The sequence below is a fragment of the Spirosoma koreense genome, assembly GCF_054777875.1.
In genome coordinates this window covers 475,819-494,999 of sequence record NZ_BAAHAC010000022.1, presented here as the reverse complement: position 1 = coordinate 494,999, position 19,181 = coordinate 475,819, and the positions used below count along the sequence as shown (strand labels likewise).

15 protein-coding genes are annotated in these 19,181 nt (G+C 51.8%); 9 read left to right on the top strand and 6 right to left on the bottom strand.

Annotated elements, in window-relative coordinates:
- Positions 1–76: 76 nt before the first annotated feature.
- Positions 77–796 (bottom strand): LytR/AlgR family response regulator transcription factor, encoded by a 720-nt coding sequence (locus ACYVC2_RS15500; protein WP_461103355.1) that lies wholly within the window; start codon positions 794–796, stop codon positions 77–79.
- Positions 771–1,826 carry a sensor histidine kinase gene (locus tag ACYVC2_RS15495; RefSeq protein WP_461103354.1) on the bottom strand — a complete coding sequence of 352 codons (1,056 nt, stop codon included), beginning with the start codon at positions 1,824–1,826 and terminating at the stop codon, positions 771–773. Before ACYVC2_RS15495 ends, ACYVC2_RS15500 begins: the two co-directional genes overlap by 26 nt.
- Positions 1,827–2,017: 191 nt before the next feature.
- Here ACYVC2_RS15495 and ACYVC2_RS15490 point away from each other — a divergent pair, with 191 nt between their 5' ends.
- From ACYVC2_RS15490 to ACYVC2_RS15480, 3 genes are read left to right on the top strand one after another with little or no spacing between them, the layout of a single operon-like run.
- On the top strand, positions 2,018–2,824 hold the full coding sequence (locus ACYVC2_RS15490; RefSeq protein ID WP_461103353.1) for a hypothetical protein: 807 nt from the start codon (positions 2,018–2,020) through the stop codon (positions 2,822–2,824).
- A gap of 38 nt (positions 2,825–2,862) precedes the next feature.
- A complete protein-coding gene (locus ACYVC2_RS15485) occupies positions 2,863–4,020 on the top strand; it encodes a DUF1624 domain-containing protein (RefSeq protein ID WP_461103352.1) in 1,158 nt (385 codons plus the stop codon).
- A gap of 13 nt (positions 4,021–4,033) precedes the next feature.
- Complete coding sequence (locus ACYVC2_RS15480; protein ID WP_461107147.1) at positions 4,034–4,534, top strand: NmrA family NAD(P)-binding protein; 501 nt, start codon at positions 4,034–4,036, stop codon at positions 4,532–4,534.
- A 115-nt stretch (positions 4,535–4,649) separates the two neighbouring features.
- Here the strand turns inward: ACYVC2_RS15480 and ACYVC2_RS15475 are convergent, their stop codons facing one another.
- Positions 4,650–5,444, bottom strand: a complete 795-nt coding sequence (locus tag ACYVC2_RS15475) for an SDR family NAD(P)-dependent oxidoreductase (RefSeq protein WP_461103351.1) — start codon at positions 5,442–5,444, stop codon at positions 4,650–4,652.
- Between the two features lie 63 nt (positions 5,445–5,507).
- Positions 5,508–7,613 carry an outer membrane protein assembly factor BamB family protein gene (locus ACYVC2_RS15470; RefSeq protein WP_461103350.1) on the bottom strand — a complete coding sequence of 702 codons (2,106 nt, stop codon included), beginning with the start codon at positions 7,611–7,613 and terminating at the stop codon, positions 5,508–5,510.
- A 656-nt stretch (positions 7,614–8,269) separates the two neighbouring features.
- Here ACYVC2_RS15470 and ACYVC2_RS15465 point away from each other — a divergent pair.
- Genes ACYVC2_RS15465 through ACYVC2_RS15440 form a run of 6 tightly spaced genes read left to right on the top strand, consistent with a single transcriptional unit; the run spans position 8,270 to position 17,543 of the window.
- A complete protein-coding gene (locus tag ACYVC2_RS15465) occupies positions 8,270–8,950 on the top strand; it encodes an RNA polymerase sigma-70 factor (RefSeq protein WP_461103349.1) in 681 nt (226 codons plus the stop codon).
- Positions 8,951–8,996: 46 nt separating this feature from the next.
- Entirely contained in the window at positions 8,997–9,992 is a 996-nt protein-coding gene (locus ACYVC2_RS15460; protein ID WP_461103348.1) for a FecR family protein, read from the top strand.
- A gap of 15 nt (positions 9,993–10,007) precedes the next feature.
- A complete protein-coding gene (locus ACYVC2_RS15455; RefSeq protein WP_461103347.1) occupies positions 10,008–13,439 on the top strand; it encodes a SusC/RagA family TonB-linked outer membrane protein in 3,432 nt (1,143 codons plus the stop codon).
- Between the two features lie 15 nt (positions 13,440–13,454).
- A complete protein-coding gene (locus tag ACYVC2_RS15450; protein WP_461103346.1) occupies positions 13,455–14,891 on the top strand; it encodes a RagB/SusD family nutrient uptake outer membrane protein in 1,437 nt (478 codons plus the stop codon).
- Between the two features lie 13 nt (positions 14,892–14,904).
- Positions 14,905–16,197, top strand: coding sequence for a polysaccharide pyruvyl transferase family protein (locus tag ACYVC2_RS15445; protein WP_461103345.1), 1,293 nt, complete (start codon positions 14,905–14,907; stop codon positions 16,195–16,197).
- 5 nt (positions 16,198–16,202) lie between these two features.
- Positions 16,203–17,543, top strand: a complete 1,341-nt coding sequence (locus ACYVC2_RS15440; protein WP_461103344.1) for a polysaccharide pyruvyl transferase family protein — start codon at positions 16,203–16,205, stop codon at positions 17,541–17,543.
- A 95-nt stretch (positions 17,544–17,638) separates the two neighbouring features.
- On the opposite strand, the gene ACYVC2_RS15435 is transcribed toward ACYVC2_RS15440, so the two are convergent.
- Positions 17,639–18,070 (bottom strand): hypothetical protein, encoded by a 432-nt coding sequence (locus ACYVC2_RS15435; protein WP_461103343.1) that lies wholly within the window; start codon positions 18,068–18,070, stop codon positions 17,639–17,641.
- A gap of 649 nt (positions 18,071–18,719) precedes the next feature.
- The gene (locus tag ACYVC2_RS15430) at positions 18,720–18,950 is read right to left on the bottom strand and encodes a hypothetical protein (protein ID WP_461103342.1); all 231 of its coding nucleotides are present in this window, start codon (positions 18,948–18,950) and stop codon (positions 18,720–18,722) included.
- Positions 18,951–19,181: the final 231 nt, after the last annotated feature.

The following is a 19,181-nucleotide window of genomic DNA, read 5'->3' as shown; positions in this document are numbered from 1 at the left end:
TCTACCACCCCAGCTTACACCCAGGCCGTTTCTCTGAGTCTCCTCGTTAGGGAACAGACTCTAGCAGGAGTGGCCCTTACAGGCTATCGAACTTCCGCTCCTGGATCTTTCGTAAGAATACCCCTTTATATAAACGGCCCAGCGGCAGTGCTCCGGTAACCAGATGAACCTGATCAGCGTTGTAACTGAGTAGTTTATCCCAGGCGATAATAAACGATTTGTGCACTCGAATAAACTTATCCTCGGGCAGTTTCTGCTCCATATATCCTAGTTTTTCGGACGCTACGTAGGCCTTTTCTTTTGTGTGCACCTTGATATAGTCACCCAGCCCCTCCATAAAAATAATGTCTTTCAGGAAAATTTTAGTTTGATCTCGCCCAACTCTGAAAAACATATAACTCTCCTCATAGCGGCTGAGAAGCTGGGCAGACAACCCAGGGCTGTTTTGATAGTGCAGGTATTTAGAAACGGCTCGCATGAATCGTTCCTGGGTGATGGGTTTTACTAAATAATCGACAGCATCCAGCTCAAAGGCCGTAGCCGCGTACTCCCGGTAGGCCGTTGTGAGAATGACCTTCGGGCGGGTCTTTATCGATCGGATCAAATCAAGTCCTGACAGTTTGGGCATCTGAATATCCAGGAAAGCCAAGTCGACCGGGTTGGTCTGCAAAAACGTAAATGCATCGACCGCATTGTCCAGGGCAGCTAAGACAGTAAACCCGTTCAGGTTCGATAGATGCTCCAGGAGCAGCGCCCTGGCGGGTGCTTCATCATCGACGATTAAGCAAGTAGTCATTTGTCAACGGGTTAATCGTCAAACGAATCAAATATGAATGAGGCTCGTCAATAATGGTTAGCTCATGGCCTCCCGGATAAAGCAGAGACAACCTTTTTTTTACGTTCGATAAGCCAATCCCCCCGGTAATGGATACAGGAGCTGGATCTTGTTCGTCCTTACTGTTGGCAATCTTAACCGAAAACTGGCCAGGCTGCCCGGAAATATCGATCCGAATCCAGCTAAATCCGGGCGAGCGAGCTACGCCATGGGTAAAGCTGTTCTCTATCAGAGGTAATAAGAGCAACGGAGCGATCCGAAGATCATGGATGGGGGTATACACATTGATCGATACGTCCAGTTTGGGACCATACCTGTTTTTTTGCAGTTCGATGTAGTGGTTGATATAAGAAAGCTCGGTCTCTAAAGGCACCATCGCCTGGTTGGATTCATATAGATTGTAGGCTAGGAAACCCGACAGATGAGCGATCAGCGATGCCGTCTCAGGACTGCTTGTCAGGGCCGTCGCATAGATGTTATTTAACGTATTGAACACAAAATGGGGCTGAACCTGGGCTTTCAGCAGGGCTAGTTCGGCCGTTGTAGTCTGCTGCACCAATTGGTGGACTCGCAAGCGTTCCTCATACCAGGACTGGATAAAAAAATACAAAGCATATAAGCCGGTTATGGTATAGAGATTGACCAGGTCGACCAACATTTTCCCCAGCGAAAACAAGGGCATATGCTGGGCCCTGGGAAAGTACGCAGGGTAAATAAGGTAATAATTGATGTAGCGCCTGAGGACCAGCAAAACAAGGGAAAACAGAACCACATACACCCAATCGACGGCCTGGCTTGTTTCGGCCAAACGCTTCTTGATTAAGACATGAACAGCTAGCCAGGAAAAGAGGAAGGCGACGGGCAGGGCCATGCAGGCATTAATAAAGTAGTCTGCATAATTACCGTACAGAGACGCCAGGCCCAGCCACTGATACAGGAAGTACAGTAGCCAGAAAGCGGCAGTAAACGCAACGTCTCGGGTTAAGTTCATGGGTTGGCCCTCCCCAACGAAGGTAAGGCTTTTGAGAGCCGGTGAGTTACGGCGACGACTTTTTTCGGTAAACGACCGTTTTTTCCGGTAAACGGCGCTTATCGAGGAATAGGGTTGTGTACAGACGATAAACCGGGGCGTAACGGCTGGTGGCTACTTTTGAGCCTACATCACTGAACACCCAGATCACCATGAACCAACTGGTAGGCATCGGCCGGTCTTTCTACGCAGCCGCTCTTATTGTGTATGGATGTCAACAGATTTATTTTGGCAGCTTCAGAGATGTCTTTTTTTCGGTCTATCAGCATCACCTTCCTTTCCTGAAGGTATTTGCTTCCCTCTTTGGGCTCTACCTGATTATCACAGGCGCTTTACTGGTTGTGTCAGGCGCCGGCAAAAAAGCTGCCCTTCTGCTGGGGGCTGTCTGGCTGGCGCTGTTCCTGGGAACCCACCTGACCTACGAGCTCTTCTCTGAACCCAATAAGCTGTATCACTTAGGCTTGTGGACGACGCCACTAAAAGAACTGGCCCTAGCGGGAGGTGCCTTTGTGGTAGCCTATTCGTTCGATTCGCCCCGAACCGGTAAGCTGGCGTTTTTAGATAAAGTCATGCCCTATGGCAATTTGTTTTTCCTCTACACCATGACCAGCTATGGAATCTCCCACCTGATCTACGCGCCGTTTCTGGTCACTACTGTTCCTGCCTGGATGGCAAACCCCCTCTTTTGGGTCCAGCTGACGGGTGTTGCCTTAACCGCTTCCGGCATTGCCATTATACTGGGAATCCGGATCCGGATCATCGCCCTGCTACTCGCGCTGATGATCTTTTTGTGGTTTTGGCTGGTCCATGTCCCGGGCGCCTGGTCGAACCCAGTTGCCGACCGTGGCAATCTGCTGGCCAGTGCGTTCGATGCGCTGGCGTACAGCGGGGTGGCGTTACTGATCGGCCTGACCATGAAGCAGCAAAAATGGGTAGAGGACATCGAACGCTGGCAATGAGTCTGAGGAGCACAACGATCGGAGAAATAGCAAAAAGTATGAAACGAAACCACTCTATTGATGTGATGCGTGGACTGGTCATGATCATTATGCCCCTGGACCACATTCGGGATTTTTTACATCTAACCTCGTTATCGCAGTCTCCGACGGATCTGGCTACCACCACCCCTGCCCTATTTTTTACCCGGTGGGTTACGCATTTATGTGCCCCGACGTTTGTCTTTCTTTCGGGCACCTCCGCTTTTCTGTCCATGAAGGCTAACCAGGATCTGGCCGCTACCCGGCGTTTTCTGCTGCTACGGGGCCTCTGGCTGGTGGGGCTCGAGCTCAGTGTGGTCAATTTCGGCATCTGGTTCGACCCAACCTTCGATGTCCTCATCCTGGAGGTGATCGCGGCTATCGGGCTTGGGTCTGTGATTCTCAGTCAGTTGATCAGATTAGCACCCCAGACGGTCGGGTTACTTGGCGGGATAATCGTCGCTGGTTATGAGTTGGTCAGCTCGATGCCGGTTCCAGACAACTTATGGTTGAAAGCGCTGCTCTCCCTTTTCTCCCCCATGGCTTTTCCGTATGCTACCGGTAAACTAGTATTGATCGCCTACCCGCCGATCCCCTGGCTGGGCATTATGCTGATCGGCTACGGGGCGGGCCATTTTTTCATGTCAACCGAAAAGCATCAACGGCGGGTCTTTATGAAGGCAGGGTGGCTATTGTTAGGCTTATTCACGGCTTTACGCGCAGCGAACCAATATGGTGATCCCCTCAGCTGGTCTACCCAAAAGAATCTGCTCTACACAGTTCTCTCCTTTATCAACGTGACCAAATACCCCCCGTCGCTGCAATTCTGTCTTCTTTTTTTGGGGATCATGTTTATCATTCTTTCCCTTGTACAAGGCCTGAAAGCGGACTGGACGGATCGGGTGAGCGTCTATGGCAAAACCCCCTTATTCTATTTCCTGGTGCACTGGTATTTGATCCACCCGCTTGTTTTCGTCATGGTCTTTCTACAAGGATTCCGAACGTCTGACCTGGTGTTCGGCTCGAACTTCGGCCGACCCAGGGCGGGGAGCGGAGTGGAGTTATGGGTTATTTATGTCATTTGGATCTTCCTTGTCCTGGCGATGTACCCGCTTTGTAAGAGGTACGGAAATTATAAAGAGCGTCATAAAGAGCAACGGTGGCTACGCTACATCTGAGTGAAGCCAACCAATCCTGACCCCTTCTGCACAAGATTGTAACCTCATTACTCAATACATTCCCACCAGCATCATCCGGGCGGCCTACTATATGAGCAATCGGGATAGGGCTCTGGTAACGGCTCAGCAGGCGGGTCAGGTGTCTACCTTATACCTCGCCAATTTCAAGTTACCGATGGTGGCCCCACAGGATCTGGGCGTGGTAAGCGCCCGGCTGTTGCAGGAGCCGAACGAACAAACTGGCTTGTACTATGTTGAGGGGCCCGAACGCTACTCATCGGCAGACGTGGCAGCTGCCTTTTCCGATGCGCTGGGCAAAGCTGTTAAATCGGTCGAGACACCAGGTGAGAAGTGGGTGAGTAGTTTACAGCCAACCGGCTTTGCTCAGCCAGCCGCCGAGTCGATGGCGGCTATGACGGCCATCACGCTGGACCAGACGACCAGACGTATGAACTGCCTGAAGCGCCCATCCGGGGGAACATCACGTTACAGGAATACATACCTGCCCCGGTAACACGTAGTCAGTAACAACCTTTGGGCAGAACCTGATTATTAAGTCAGGTTCTGCCACCAAATCGTCCGTCGTGTCCTGCATTTGACTCTGTTGCTTTTTCCGGAATGAGCGGTGATCAGGCAATGGTCTTGGTCACCCCACCATCTACCCGAATGGCCGCTCCGTTGGTTGCCGACGCCAGTGGGCTGGAGAGATAAGCCACCATGTTGGCAATTTCCTGGGTCGTGGCAAATCGTTTGAGAAGCGAAGTAGGCCGCTCGTTTTTAAAAAAGTCCTTTTCCATTTCCTCGACTGACACATTACTTCTGGCCGCCATACTGGTAATGAAACCACCCACCCCTTCTGACAAAGTCGGACCTGGCAGAACGGTATTTACGGTTACTTCAGTACCGGTAGTCAATTCAGCCAACCCCCGCGAAATGGCCAGCTGGGCGGTTTTTGTGGTACCGTAATGAATCATCTCCGTTGGAATCTGCAGCGCCGATTCACTGGATATGAAAATGATACGTCCCCACCCGTTGGCCAGCATGCGGGGGAAATAATGACGGGAAAGGCGAACTCCGCTCATGACGTTTACCTCAAAAAACTTAAACCAGTCTTCGTCGGAAATGTCCGTAAATTCCTTCGGCTCGAAAATACCGACGTTGTTGATCAATATATCTACCTGGGGCAATGCCCCCAGCAAGGCGTCAATCTCATTGACCTGACTGAAATCAGCCGCAATTCCGCTAAACCGGCTGCCGGGTAATTCATCGGTCAGTTGACGTACGAGTGCATCGACCCGTTCTTTATTTCGACCATTCAGTATGACGTCGGCCCCTTCCTGAGCCAGTGTTTTGGCAATAGCCAGCCCAATGCCGGCCGTTGATCCCGTTACCAGGGCGGTTTTCCCGCGTATCTGTAAATCCATTATTGTCTTATTTGAAAATGTAATGTTCTATTCTAATCTGCTCACAAACGGCGAAGTAGCTGCTTACGGCAAGGCAAACGCTACATACCGATCTCCCGACTTGGTTTTGAGTTTACCGCCCCCGCAGGCAATCACCACGTATTGCTTACCATTGACGGCGTAGGTACTCGGCGAAGCATACCCGGCAGCGGGCAGTTTAGCGCGCCAGAGTTCACGGCCCGTTTTCCGGTCGAAAGCCCGAATAATTTCGTCGCGGGAAGAAGCGATGAAGAGCAGCCCGCCCGCCGTAACGGCCGGAGCCCCATAGTTGTCGGTACCCGTCGGGGGAATGCCCTTCGCCACCAGTTCGGGGTACTCGCCCAGCGGGACTTGCCAACGGTGTTCGCCCGTGTTCATGTCGATCGCCGTCAGCGTGCCCCAGGGTGGGCGGCTCACGGGGTATCCGGCCCGGTCGTACCAGCGGGTAAACCCGGTGTGGTGGTAGGGCGCGGTGTTCAGATCCGCCTGGCTGGCGACGGACGTTGTTTTACCGAATAAAAAATCCACGATGGCCTTGCGCTCGGCTTCCTTCAGGTTGGTGAAGGCAGGCATCATGCCCTGACCTTTGGCCAGCACCTGAGCCACGGACGTTTCGTTGCGTTTTTGGGCAATGCCCATCAGAGCCGGATAGGTCCCATCGTGAGAGCCTTCGCGGTTTTGGCCGTGGCAGGCGGCACAGTGGGTTTGGTAGAGTTGGCTACCGGTGCGCTCCACGGCCCTGGATGCCAATGAACCGGTGGGGGTTGGAACCAGCCCCATGGTAACCGGAATTTGCTTAGCCGGAACGTACATAATGCCCGCTTCGTCCACCGCGGCTCCGCCCCACTGCGCCCCACCGTCGGTGCCGGGAAAAAACACGGTCCGGTTGGGGCTCAGAGGCAAGGGAATGAACTCCTTGCCCGATTGCCAGCGCCGGAGCTGGGCCAGCACGGTGTCGCGGTCGGTGACAAAGTCGTTGATATCGCTTTCCGAAAACGATTGCCGGGTAAACGGCGCGGGTTTGAGGGGAATCGGCTGGGTGGGCCAGGCTTTTTCCCCCGGAACAGTGGAAGCGGGCATGGGTCGTTCCTCAATCGGAAACAGGGGCTTACCCGTCACCCGGTCGAAGACAAACAGAAACCCTTGTTTGGATAACACCGATACGGCATCCACCTTTTTGCCGCCATGAACGACGGTGAATAAATTGGGCGGAGCCGGAATATCTCGGTCCCAGATGTCGTGGTGGATCGTCTGAAAATGCCAAAGTCGCTTGCCCGTGGCCGCATCGAGGGCAATCAGGCTGTTACCGAACAGGTTCTGGCCGGGCCGGGTACTTCCGTATAAATCGAAGGCCGCCGTCCCCGTAGGCACGTACACGATGCCGCGTTGCCGGTCGATGGCCATGCCCATCCAGTTATTGGCCCCACCAAAGTTGCGGTAGCCGTCCTTGGGCCAGGTGTCGGCCCCGTACTCGCCGGGGTGTGGAATGGTGTGGAACGTCCAGACGATCCGCCCCGTACGCAGGTCGTAGGCGCGCACGTCGCCGGGCAGGGCCGGCGCGACCTCCGACACCCGGTGGCCCATAATGAGCAGATTTTTATACACCACGCCGGGCGTGTTGCTCACTACGTACTCGTCGGCTCCGGGCCGCGCAAGACCCTCTTTCAAGTTGATTTTTCCACCTTTGCCAAAACTGGTCACGGGTTTACCCGTTCGGGCATCGAGAGCGTAAAGCAGCGAGCCGTAAGCAAAGAAAATCCGGGCTTCCCGTCCATCGGTCCAGTAAGTAACGCCCCGGCTATTCATGGCGAAGGTATCGTCGGTGAAGGCCGTTTTCCAAATCTCCTTACCCGTAGCCGCGTCGAGCGCAAAGGCCTGTGAGCCGGCCGACACCCCATACAGCACACCGTCGATGATGAGCGGATTGCACTGAATTTGGGTGTTGTTTTTAAGCGTATCGACTCCACCCGACGCATATTCCCAGGCGACCTGTAAGCCCGCCACGTTGCCGGTATTCAGTTGAGTAAGCGGTGAAAAATGGTTGCGATCGGGGCCCCCATTGTATTCGGGCCAGTCGGTAGTGGCGGGTTTATCGGTGAGGCTAAGCAAGCCAAGGGTGAGCAGTAAGGCTGGGTAGGTTAACCGTTTCATGAGTAGGTTTTTAGGAACGTACAAATGAACACAAAATGGCCGAAAGTTGCGATGACCTCCGGGCTTAAGTGGCGCAGAGGCTCGAACATTCTGTCGGCGTTCCCGTATAATGAACCGTCTCGTTTAAACGAGAAAAAAGGCCAAAATCCTCTCGTAAAACTACCTGCTGCGACGCGTCGCGTTGTTCTTACCTCACGAACATAGTTAGTATCGCCCGCTCCTTTAGTCAACCGACCGTTACTGTGCTGGTAAAAGCCAGCTACCGAATTGATAATTTATTATTAGCCAATGAATTGCATAAGCTATGACCGTAAACCGAAATCGACCCCGAAAGAATCCTGTTGACTTTGTCGGCGAAGTTATTGCTGAAAGTAGGCGAACAACGTCGGCGACAGATCTCGGATGGTAACTCATAAGCGCCCATGTCGATCTGTTCACCCAGCAGGTGGGGATCACCATCCAGATCGGTGGCCGGTATATGTTTTATAGGAGGAATTGAAATTGACTATTTCTGCCACAGGCGATGGCTCCACTACCGATTTAACAGCTACGTGAAAACAACTTTAAAAATTTATTCTAAAAAAATTCCCTACAAGGTGAGGTATTAAAGTCCAAACTTGTCTACGTTAAGTACTACCCAACTAACGGACGTTTTTATGCAGCTAGTACCGTTAACGAATGATGACTCGACTTTTGGCGGACCGGCTTCGGCAAAGGATCTGCAGCCAGAACCTACGGCTAAAGTGACGGATGATGAATTTATGCTCCGTACTTTATTTTCGCAGGATGCTCAACAGGGCTGCTCGCTGCTGTTTCGCCGTTACTACGCCAATCTCGTTAATCATGCCGTTCGCTTTGTGTATTCGAAAGCAATAGCCGAAGACCTTGTGGCGGAGGTGTTCACCGTTTTCTGGCAGGAACGCACCTTCGAGAAGATTACAACGTCTTATCGGGCCTATCTCTACAAATCCGTTCGTCACCGGGCTTATAATTACCTGCGCTGGGAGCTTCACCGGTCCGATTCGCTTGAGTTTGCCACAAACCAGTCAATCCCTTCCTGTTTGCAGCCTGATCAGGTATTACACTACAGCGAACTCCATCAGAAGATCGAGTCGATCATCCAAAATCTGCCCCCGCAGTGTCAGCGTGCGTTTTTACTCAGCCGGATCGAAGGAAAGAAATATGCTGAAATCGCGCAGGATTTACACATCAGTAGCAGTGCGGTCGAAAAATTATTGATTCGGGCACTCACTAAGCTACGTCAGGAATTAAAAGCCGACTGGATTATCACCCTTACTCTCTGGCTATGTATTGCTTCTTCTTATGCCTGTGAGTGAGGCAGTAAGGTCCTCACTTGTCTCCTTGTCAAACGACGCATTCGCTATGAAACCGGCACTTATAAAAACAATTCTCTTCGATTTCTTCGACGGAAAAGCTACGGCGATTCAGAAAAAATATCTGGAAGCCTGGCTAGCTGATGAAACCAACGAAGAAACCTATTATCAGTATTTAGACGAATGGGAGAGTCAACGGCCGCAATTTCCGGTTGAAGTGGATAGCGCCCTAAACGACTTTCAGGCCGTCATGCAGACGAATGACGAGCCTGTTTTCAAACCTACACTGCTGAAGCCTTCGAAGCCTGACTGGCTGGCAAGCTGGCAGACCTGGTCCATTGCCGCTTCTATTTTACTCGTAAGCGGTTTTGCCGCGTATTTTTTTCGGGCACAAATCCAGTATCAGTGGTATGAGACAGCCTACGGGCAGACTGCCTCCTACCAGCTGCCCGATGGTAGTTCGGTGGTTTTGAATGCTAATTCCAGCCTGCGCGTACCCCGGTTTGGTTTTGGAAATGATACCCGTAAGGTTTTCCTGGTTGGTGAAGGCGAATTCCGTGTCACCCATACGGCGAGTCACCAGCGGTTTATCGTTCAAACCGCCGACAATTTTCAGGTAGAAGTACTGGGCACTGAATTCACGGTGTATGCCCGCGATCGGGGGAAGCGGGTTTTTCTCAACAAAGGGAAAGTTAAACTCAACCTTCCCCAGGGACAGCAGCTCTACATGAAGCCGGGGAATGTGGTTACGGTGGCGAAGTCCGGCAGCTACAAAGTCATTCAGTCGGCTCCCGCCCGGCCTTATGTAGCCTGGAAAGAACACTGGTTTTATTTCGACAATACCCCACTGGCCGAAGTGGCTGAGCAAATTCAGGAGCGATTCGGGGTCAACGTAGTGGTGACGAATCCGGCGCTGAGCCAACGCCGGATTGCGGGCAACTTCAAAGCGGAACGAGCCGATGATCTGCTACAGATTCTGGCTGGGCTGCTGAATCTACGTGTCGTGAAAACCCAGCACCACATCGAATTACGCACTAATTCCTAAACAGTTCATCTACTTATGGTACGTTTACCTCTCCCCAAACTGGGCTTGATTGTACTCAGTTTGCTGGGTCAGCAATTAGCCCTGGCACAGTCGGTTGTACTGGCGCGTCAGCAGGGCAAATGGCCCCCACAAATTCAAACCAATCCAGCTGGTCAGCAATCGCTTAAAGAAGTACTGACGAACCTCAGCCGGCAGCATCAGATTAGTATTCTGTTCGAGGAAACTACCGTTCAGGGAATTACGGTGCCTGCCGACGCGCTCAGCCATCCGGGAAAGCTGGAAAAGCAACTGCAAACCGTTTTGAAGCCCTACGGATTGATCGTCAGGAAACTAAACGACCAGGCCTATTACATCATTAAGCCGTCGAAGAATCCATCGCCCGTTTCAGGCAATGAATCAGCGAGTACCGAGGAGCCTATCTCAACTATTCAATCCCTTACGCCTTCGCTTGCCACGACAGAAGCTGTCGATATTCGGGTAAGTGGGCGTATAACCGGCGAAAAAGGAGAAAGCCTACCGGGAGTCAACGTGGTGATCAAAGGAAGCATCCGTGGCACGACTACCGATACCGACGGGCGCTATCAACTGGCCGTGCCAGACGAAAAAACAGTGTTGGTTTTCAGCTTTGTGGGGTATACCAGCCAGGAAATACCAGTAGGGACTAAAGCCGTGCTGGACGTTCAGCTACAGCCGGACGATAAATCGCTGAACGAAGTGGTTGTTATTGGTTACGGAACCGTCAAAAAATCAGACTTGACCGGGTCTGTAGCGAAAATAGGCGAAGCCGACATCAAGGCCACCCCCATTGTCTCGTTCGACCGGGCCATGCAGGGGCGGGTAGCTGGTGTGCAGGTCGTGTCTAATTCGGCCCGTCCGGGCGGAACGTCTACCATCCGGATTCGGGGTTCGGGCTCCGTCAACGCCAGCAACGATCCGCTGTACGTGGTCGATGGATTTCCCATTAACGGTAGTTTAAATTCGATCAACAGCGATGATATTGAATCCATCGATGTATTGAAAGATGCGTCGGCTACGGCTATTTACGGGTCGAGGGGGTCGAACGGCGTGGTACTCGTTACCACCAAGCGTGGCAAAGCGGGCAAAACGGTTATCAGCTACGATGGTTATTACGGCGTGCAGACGGTGCGGCATAAGATTCCCTTATTAAACGCACAGCAGTTTGCCGATTTTGTCAACGAAGCGCGTCAGAATAACGGGGGCAAGCCTTATTTCGATGGTTCATCGGCTGATCAGCCGATGCCTTCGACCCTGGGATCCGGAACCGATTGGCAGGATCAAATTTTTCGGGCGGCTCCGATACAAAACCACCAACTATCGGCTCAGGGCGGTACGGACAAATCCCGTTATGCGATTTCATTTGGTTATTTTAACCAGCAAGGGATTATCGTTAACTCGAATTTTAAACGATATACCCTGCGGGCCAATCTGGATAACAACCTGACCTCGCGGCTAAAAGTCGGTCTGACCATGCAGGGAGGCTATACTACGGGCAACAATGCCCGCACCGAGGTCGATGGCAACGGGGGCGGGGGGGTAACGAGCTCTGCGCTAAGTTTTGCTCCGACCTTCCCGGTGTACAATGCCGACGGCAGCTATTACAAAAACACGGGAACGCTCAACGGCTACGGCGTCGATAACCCTGTGGCCATAGCCAATGAAATCAGCAACCCCAGTACGACTATCCGGTTGCTGGCAAATGCGTACCTGGATTACACCCTTCTGGACGGGTTGACGTTTCGCACCAGCTTTGGCACCGATCTGCAAACGACCAAAACCAATTATTATGCCACTCGGCTAACGACCGCCGGGTCTAGTGTGGGTGGTAGCGCAAACGTAGCGAATGCGCAAAACGTGGGTTGGCTGAATGAAAATACGTTAACCTACACGCGCCAGATTACCCCACGCCATAGCCTGAACGCCCTGGTAGGCTACACCATTCAGGGCCTCACAATGGAAGGTGTTCAGGCCAACGCCAATTCGTTTACCAATGACTTTGCTTTGTACAATAACCTCAGCGCCGGCTCGAGCCTGGTTGCCCCTACCTCAACAGCCACCGATTGGCGGCTGATCTCCTATATAGCCCGCATCAATTATGGGTTTGCCGACCGATTCCTGGTGACGCTTACCGGGCGCCGGGATGGGTCCAGCCGGTTCGGTCCGAACGAAAAGTTTGGCTTTTTCCCATCAGGGGCCATCGCCTGGAAGCTCGCCAATGAGTCGTGGATGAAGAATCTAACGGTTCTATCGGATGCCAAGCTACGGGTAAGTTACGGCCTGTCGGGCAATCAGGAAATTGGCAACTACCGGTATCTGGCCAACATTAGTTCGACGTCTTACATTCTGGGCGGAACCTTGAACTCAGGGGCGTATACATCCGGAGTTGCCAACCCGGACCTGCGCTGGGAGAAAAACGCTCAGTTCGACGCCGGGCTCGATGTTGGTTTGCTGAATAACCGCATCCAGCTAACAGCCGATTATTACGTCAAAACCACGTCCGATTTACTATTTAACGTGGGCGTACCCACCTCATCAGGCTTTTCGACTACTCTCAAAAATATCGGTAGCGTAGAAAACCGGGGCGTTGAACTGGCGCTCAATACCGTTAACATTGACAAAGGGGGCTTCCGCTGGACGTCTGAGTTCAACGTTACCTTCAACCAAAATAAAATCCTGACCCTCGATGGTCGCCAGCAATTCACGACGGGTACGGATGCGGTGATTTTTGCCACGAATGTCAATCCTATTCTACTGGCGGTGGGCAGTCCACTTGGCAACTTCTACGGGCGTGTCACGGACGGTATTTTTCAGAACCAGAGCGCGATCGATGCCTCAGCCCAAAAAACGGCTAAACCAGGCGACATTCGCTACAAAGACCTGAACGGCGATGGCGTTATCAATGATAATGACCGTGCCGTTATCGGGAATGCCAATCCCAAAGGATTTGGCGGCATGAACAACACCTTCTCGTACAAAGGCTTCGATCTGAACATCTTCCTACAAGGGAACTGGGGCAACAGTATTCTGAATTACGGCACCTTCGATTTGCTAAACCTAACGGGCGGTAACAACCAGTCGGCCCGGGCACTGGACCGTTGGACACCCACGAATCCCAGCAACACGATCCCACGGGCAAACAGTGCGGGTGGGTCGCGCATTCTGTCCAGCTTTCAGGTTGAAAATGGCTCGTATCTGCGCGTCAAGAATATTGCGTTCGGTTATAATCTACCCAAGTCCGTAATGAATCACCTGAGTATGAATTCAGCCCGCATCTACGTAGCCGCCCAGAATTGGTTCACCTTTACTAATTATACCGGCTTCGATCCGGAAGTAAACCGGTACGGCAGTTCTTCACTGAGCCAGGGCCTGGACTACGGAGCTTATCCATCGGCTAAAACCGTACTGGTTGGTTTAAATCTAAAATTTTAGCCTCTTCCCAGCGCCATGAACATCAAATACATATCTCCCCTGCTGATCTTTTTGCTGGCGGCCTGCGAAAAGCAACTGGATGTATCACCGGTCACTAATTTGACCAATGCCACCTTCTACAAAACCGCCGACGATGCCAAAGCGGCCTTGGGTGCCTGCTACGCAGCCATTAGCGGAACCGATCCGTTTCTCGATCTGGCAACGAGTGACGACGCCATTCCCTTTCTGACCGGCTCGGCAGACCGGCCCCTCCTTTGGCGCTACAACATCACGCCAACCAACACCTTTATTCAAAACTATGGCAGCGCTTATTCGGGCATCAACCGGGCCAATACCGTCATTGCTCGTTTGCCCGGCATTTCGATGGACGAAAGCCTCAAAGCCCGCTATGTTGCCGAAGCTAAATTTTTACGCGCCCTCCATTATTTTAACCTGGTTCGGCTTTATGGGGATGTGCCGGTCGTCACGACTGAAACGACTTCGCTGGAGGGACTGGCGGTCCAGCGCGATCCGGTAGACAAAGTGTACGCGCAGATTGAAACTGACCTGAAAGAGGCCGAAAATGGATTGCCGAAAACGTATGCAGCCAGTGAATCAGGCCGCGCGACGCAGGGAGCTGCCAAAGGTATACTGGCCAAAGTGTACCTGACGCGGGCGGGCACGACCGCCGGGTCACCTTACTGGGCGCAGGCGGCTGCCAAAGCCAAAGAGGTTATGGATTTAGGCGTCTACGATCTATACGCGAATTTTGCGGATGCGTTCGCGCTTTCGGCACGGGGTGGCAAAGAAAATATCGTTGAAGTTCAGAACCTTACCGATGTTAAAGGGCACACCCTGGATTTTGGATACGGCACCCGCTCAGCCCCTATTTTTCCTGGTACGGGTTCAGGAATTGCCCGCCCCTCACCGAGTTTGTTCAATGCCTATACATCTGCCGACAAGCGCAAGCCGGTTATGTTTCTGACCTCGTATGTCTACAACGGCGTAACGTACAACCTGTCGGCTACCGACCCCGATCCGACCAAAGCGGTGGCATTTCAGAAATTTATCGACAAAACGGCTAAATCACTGGAAGGAACCAGTATTCCCATTCTCCGGTACGCAGACATATTATTGATTTTTGCGGAAGCCAGCAATGAAGCGGGCAACGGTCCTACCGACGCAGCGTATGCTGCGTTGAATAAAGTGCATACCCGAGCCGGATTGGCAACGCTCTCCGGGCTAACCTATCAGCAGTTTAAAGAAGCCGTTTGGCTGGAGCGACGCCTGGAGCTGGCGTTTGAGAATAATCGGCGGAATGATCTGGTTCGCACGGGCCGCTTACTCGACGCCGTAAAAGCGGAAAATAGCTTCGACCGCAATGCCACGATTCAGCCCTTCCACGTGCTCATGCCGATTCCACAAACGGATCTGGATGCGAACCCAAACCTAAAACAGAACCCTGGCTACTAATCCCGTTTTACCGATGATGAACCGTCGCGATTTCCTCCAACAAACGCCTTCACTGCTCGGCTTAGTAATGAGTGTTCCAGCACTGGCAGACCACCTGACCCCAGTTGGTGTGGCTCCTAAAAAATCGATGATTCTCCGCTCATCCTGGCAGACAGTCAACATTGGGGACATTGGTCATACGCCCGGGGTACTCGCCCTATTGGAGAAATACCTGCCCGATGTTCAGGTTCGTTTATGGCCATCCAGTCTGGATAACGGCGTCGAGGCTCTGATGCGCCGGAGATTTCCGAACGTACCGATTATCAAAACCCCCGATGAAATCACTCAGGCGTTTACCGAATGTGTCTTTTTATTGCATGGTTCAGGGCCGTCGCTCGTAGCCCGGAAAGATGTAAATCGCTGGGATAAAGAAACGGGTAAGCCTTTCGGCGTGTATGGGATAACCTTTCCGGGTGTATACAGTCCCGATCCTAAAGCCATGGTAACGGCCAACCCACTCGATGTCGAACTGCTGAATAAGGCCCGTTTTGCGCTGTTCCGGGATTCCATTTCGCTGGATTTCGCTAAAAAGAACGGGGTTCACAACGCCATTATGGAGTATTGCCCGGATGGTGCGTTCGCCGTCGATTTGCGCAACGATCAGGCAGCTACTACTTTTCTGAAAGAGCACGATCTGAAAGAAGGCAAGTTTATGTGCGTCATTCCCCGAACGCGCTTCACCCCCTACTGGGAAATACCAGCTAAAAAAACGCCCTTCGACGAAAAACGGAATGCCCGCAATCAGGAAATGAAAGAGCATGATAATGCACCCCTGCGGGAAGCCATCATTGCCGTCGTTCGTCAGACGCCGATGAAGATTCTGATTTGTCCGGAAGATGAAACGCAGGTGAAGCTCGGCAAGGAAATTCTCTACGACAAACTACCCGACGATGTGAAACCGAAGGTCGTCTGGCGGGATCGGTACTGGATTACGGATGAAGCCGTTAGCACGTATGTTCGGTCGGCTGGATTGTTTGGTCTTGAAATGCATTCACCGATTATGTGCATTGGCAACGGTATTCCGGCCATCGTTGGTCGTTTTTTCGAACAAACCAGTAAGGGCGTGATGTGGAAAGACATTGGCTTAGGTGACTGGCTGTTCGATATGGACAACGGGCAGGACGTAGCCCACTACGTGCCGGCGGTTTTAGCGATGGCTAAAGACCCAAAAGCAGCCAAAGCCAAAGCGGCCAAAGCCCGAAAATTCGTGGAACAACGCCAACGCGAAACGATGGGGTATGTAAAGAAAAATGTAGAAATAGCCTGATCAGTATGCCCTCCCGACGCGATTTCATTAAAGTTTCGACGCTCTCCCCGGCGCTTTCGTTTGGGGTAAACCATCCGGAGTTAGCCTTTGCGGCCAGTTTAGCGGAGCAGCCCAAAAATAATCCGGTTATCATTCTGCGATCGTCCTGGGGCGACGGTAACATTGGCGATCAGGGCCATACCCCCGGTACCATTCGGCTACTCTCTCAGTACCTTCCAGATGCCGAGATTCTGCTCTGGCACGTCGATCCCAGACCCGAAACCGAAAAGCTTATCAGCAAAAATTTCCCAGCTGTCAAGGTCATTCGGGGTAAGTTTTTCGAAGCGGGAAAGCCTTTTGATGGTGAATTGAAATCGGCTTTTGACCGCGCAGACATGTTTATATTTAACTCGGGCATGGCCATGAATTTTGGCTTGTTCGGCAAAGACTGGGCCGCTAACATGTCGAGCCTGACGCCTTTCGTCTACTGCGCCGAAAATCGGATTCCTTTTGGTATTTACGGCCAGTCGTTCGACCGCTTCGATTTCCCGTCGATGTACGTTTACCGGAACGTATTGAGCCAGGCCGCTTTCGTATACTGCCGGGACGGCGAATCGGTAAAGTTCCTCAAAGAGAATGCGTTCCGAACGCCTGTCCTTGAATTCGGACCCGACGGATGCTTCGGCATCAACGTTCGAAACGAAGAGAAAGGACGGGCGTATCTGAAAAAAGTAGGGCTGGAAGACCAGAAGTTTCTGACCGTAGTGATTCTGACCAATAAACCGTTTTCGGCGGGCAAATATGATCCGCTTAGCCTGGCTCAACCGGCCGCCATCCAGGATGAACAAGATCAGACACGCATGGCCAAGGTGCGGGAGATGATTACCTCCTGGGTTCGGGAGACAGGCTTAAACGTGTTATTAGCACCAGAGGTAACCAAGGAAATAGGCTCTGCCAAACGGTACGTATACGACCTGTTACCGACTGATATACAAGGGAAAGTAGTCTGGCGGGATACGTTCTGGAACGCCGATGAAGCCATGTCGGTGTACGCACGGGCTCACACTATTTTCGGCATGGAACCGCACTCGCTTATTATGGGATTGACGCTGGGGGTTCCGATTCTTCATGCCTGGCCTCCCTCGCACGGACGCAAAGCCTGGATGTTCCGCGATATTGGTTTGCCCGAATGGCTGTTTCAGGTCGACGAGTCGACCGCAGCCGACTGGAGTAAACAACTCCGACTGATTCACCAGGATTACGCCGGAGCACGCAAGAAAGTAGCCACGGCAATGGCGTTTGTTAAGAATCGGCAGGCTGCGACTATGCAGGTGATCAAGCGTGCCATTGCGTCCCGGAAAGTGTGATCCTGTGGTTGTGCTACGTCCGGATTAAGCCCTAGCGGATGCGCTTACGCGGTAGTCTACGGGAGCGTCTGGTGGCTATCCATTGTACAGGGGCCTTACTTCGTTTTTGCCCACACCTGTACTGGATTACAGACATTAACGTAAGTCACGGTCATCGACTGAGCATTAGTTGCCGTGATGATGTTTACTTTAATATTCGGGTCTGCAATATTACCTCCGGCCTTACTGTAGCCATTGGCAGTAAATGCTGTTGGCGCTGTTGTTTGGGCCATATTGGTCAAAATATTATCCCCCGCCTTCCAGCCATATCCATTGGAGGGTACGCTCAGGGCCGTTACTGTTCCTTCCTTGATCTCATACACTGCGCCAACCAGATCATGACAGCCACCCCCAATATCACTAGCGTACCGCCATTGGCCATTGAGCGACGAAACGGGCGAGGGAGTAGCCGGGTCATTTGCTGCTTTTTTACAGCTCAAAAAGCTGATCGACATACTGGCCAGTAAGAGGCAGAATAAGTGTTTCATAGGATGGATTGCATAGAGTTGTTTTTCCAAGGGTTAAATCAGCCTGGTTGCCGGTAATTAGCCAGCAAAGCCATTAACCCATGATCTATTACATATTCCCGCTCTATTTAAAAAGTAACAGTCATGACTCTTAAATTCTCTGACTGCTGCCCATAGCGTCCATTCATACTACGTGAAAGGATGGCAGACTCTGATTCCGGTCAGTTGGTCCATTACGGCCTATAGGCGATTGATCTCCTGTGTCACCCTGAGCGTAGCCTACCGCTTTCTTAACAGCCTCTATCGCCAGCCGTGTCGGCTTTAACTGCTTAGAATTATATTAAAAATTTGTTCATCGACGAGACCTGGCCACTATTTATCCGTCTAACAGGTATGATGGAAAAATACAACAATGATGATTTAGGATCACTCCCCCTAATTGTGGCCGCAGGTGCCATTCTGCTGGCCCTAACGTGGATTGGCGAGTTGATAGCCGGATTGATGTAAAATAAGAATTATCCTATTTATTCAGGATATCTTACGGGTAGTTTTCTTATTATTGTCACGCCACATTCGTTGGCAACCCAGAGCTATCCGCTTAAGTAATCGAAGTTTATTCGGCTGGCACCTTTATCCGCCCACCGAAAAAAAGCAGTTGATAGACAGTTGCTTATTTACCTTCCCAATCCTGCAAATGAAGCCGGGTGCCGTAGAATCGCATCTGCTCATCGAACAGATGTTCCCGCTCCACCACATAAAGCGTCTCCGAACAGCCAGGCCAGTGTGCATTGCGAACATCGACAGGAATTTCAAGCCAGTCATTAGTCGTAGGTAAAAACGGCATACTTACCTGTGGCTCCTGGTCCAAATAATCGACGTGGTGTAGAAATAGCGTATACATAGGAATAGCGTGTTAACGAAATGAAGCCTTTGATGGGCTAATTTTCAAGTGTGAGTAGCCTCAGCCTTATCGATGAAGTTTGTCTGCTGGAACAGTAGTTTCATCTAGGTGTGGTCAGCGCTTATAAATGTAATGAGGCACGATTGTACTAAACTCGGCTACCGGGTTAAACTCAGCAAACGGGTAATGAAGTTCGGGAACAAATGTATTTGATCCAGTCCAAACGCCCTA

What these genes read in the sequence shown, in the direction of transcription:
- ACYVC2_RS15430 (WP_461103342.1), bottom strand. Translation starts at nt 18,950, where the DNA reads ATGTATACGCTATTTCTACACCACGTCGATTATTTGGACCAGGAGCCA.
- ACYVC2_RS15445 (WP_461103345.1), top strand. Translation starts at nt 14,905, where the DNA reads ATGATGAACCGTCGCGATTTCCTCCAACAAACGCCTTCACTGCTCGGC.
- ACYVC2_RS15460 (WP_461103348.1), top strand. Translation starts at nt 8,997, where the DNA reads ATGAAACCGGCACTTATAAAAACAATTCTCTTCGATTTCTTCGACGGA.
- ACYVC2_RS15440 (WP_461103344.1), top strand. Translation starts at nt 16,203, where the DNA reads ATGCCCTCCCGACGCGATTTCATTAAAGTTTCGACGCTCTCCCCGGCG.
- ACYVC2_RS15485 (WP_461103352.1), top strand. Translation starts at nt 2,863, where the DNA reads ATGAAACGAAACCACTCTATTGATGTGATGCGTGGACTGGTCATGATC.
- ACYVC2_RS15495 (WP_461103354.1), bottom strand. Translation starts at nt 1,826, where the DNA reads ATGAACTTAACCCGAGACGTTGCGTTTACTGCCGCTTTCTGGCTACTG.
- ACYVC2_RS15450 (WP_461103346.1), top strand. Translation starts at nt 13,455, where the DNA reads ATGAACATCAAATACATATCTCCCCTGCTGATCTTTTTGCTGGCGGCC.
- ACYVC2_RS15475 (WP_461103351.1), bottom strand. Translation starts at nt 5,444, where the DNA reads ATGGATTTACAGATACGCGGGAAAACCGCCCTGGTAACGGGATCAACG.
- ACYVC2_RS15455 (WP_461103347.1), top strand. Translation starts at nt 10,008, where the DNA reads ATGGTACGTTTACCTCTCCCCAAACTGGGCTTGATTGTACTCAGTTTG.
- ACYVC2_RS15465 (WP_461103349.1), top strand. Translation starts at nt 8,270, where the DNA reads ATGCAGCTAGTACCGTTAACGAATGATGACTCGACTTTTGGCGGACCG.
- ACYVC2_RS15500 (WP_461103355.1), bottom strand. Translation starts at nt 796, where the DNA reads ATGACTACTTGCTTAATCGTCGATGATGAAGCACCCGCCAGGGCGCTG.
- ACYVC2_RS15435 (WP_461103343.1), bottom strand. Translation starts at nt 18,070, where the DNA reads ATGAAACACTTATTCTGCCTCTTACTGGCCAGTATGTCGATCAGCTTT.
- ACYVC2_RS15490 (WP_461103353.1), top strand. Translation starts at nt 2,018, where the DNA reads ATGAACCAACTGGTAGGCATCGGCCGGTCTTTCTACGCAGCCGCTCTT.
- ACYVC2_RS15470 (WP_461103350.1), bottom strand. Translation starts at nt 7,613, where the DNA reads ATGAAACGGTTAACCTACCCAGCCTTACTGCTCACCCTTGGCTTGCTT.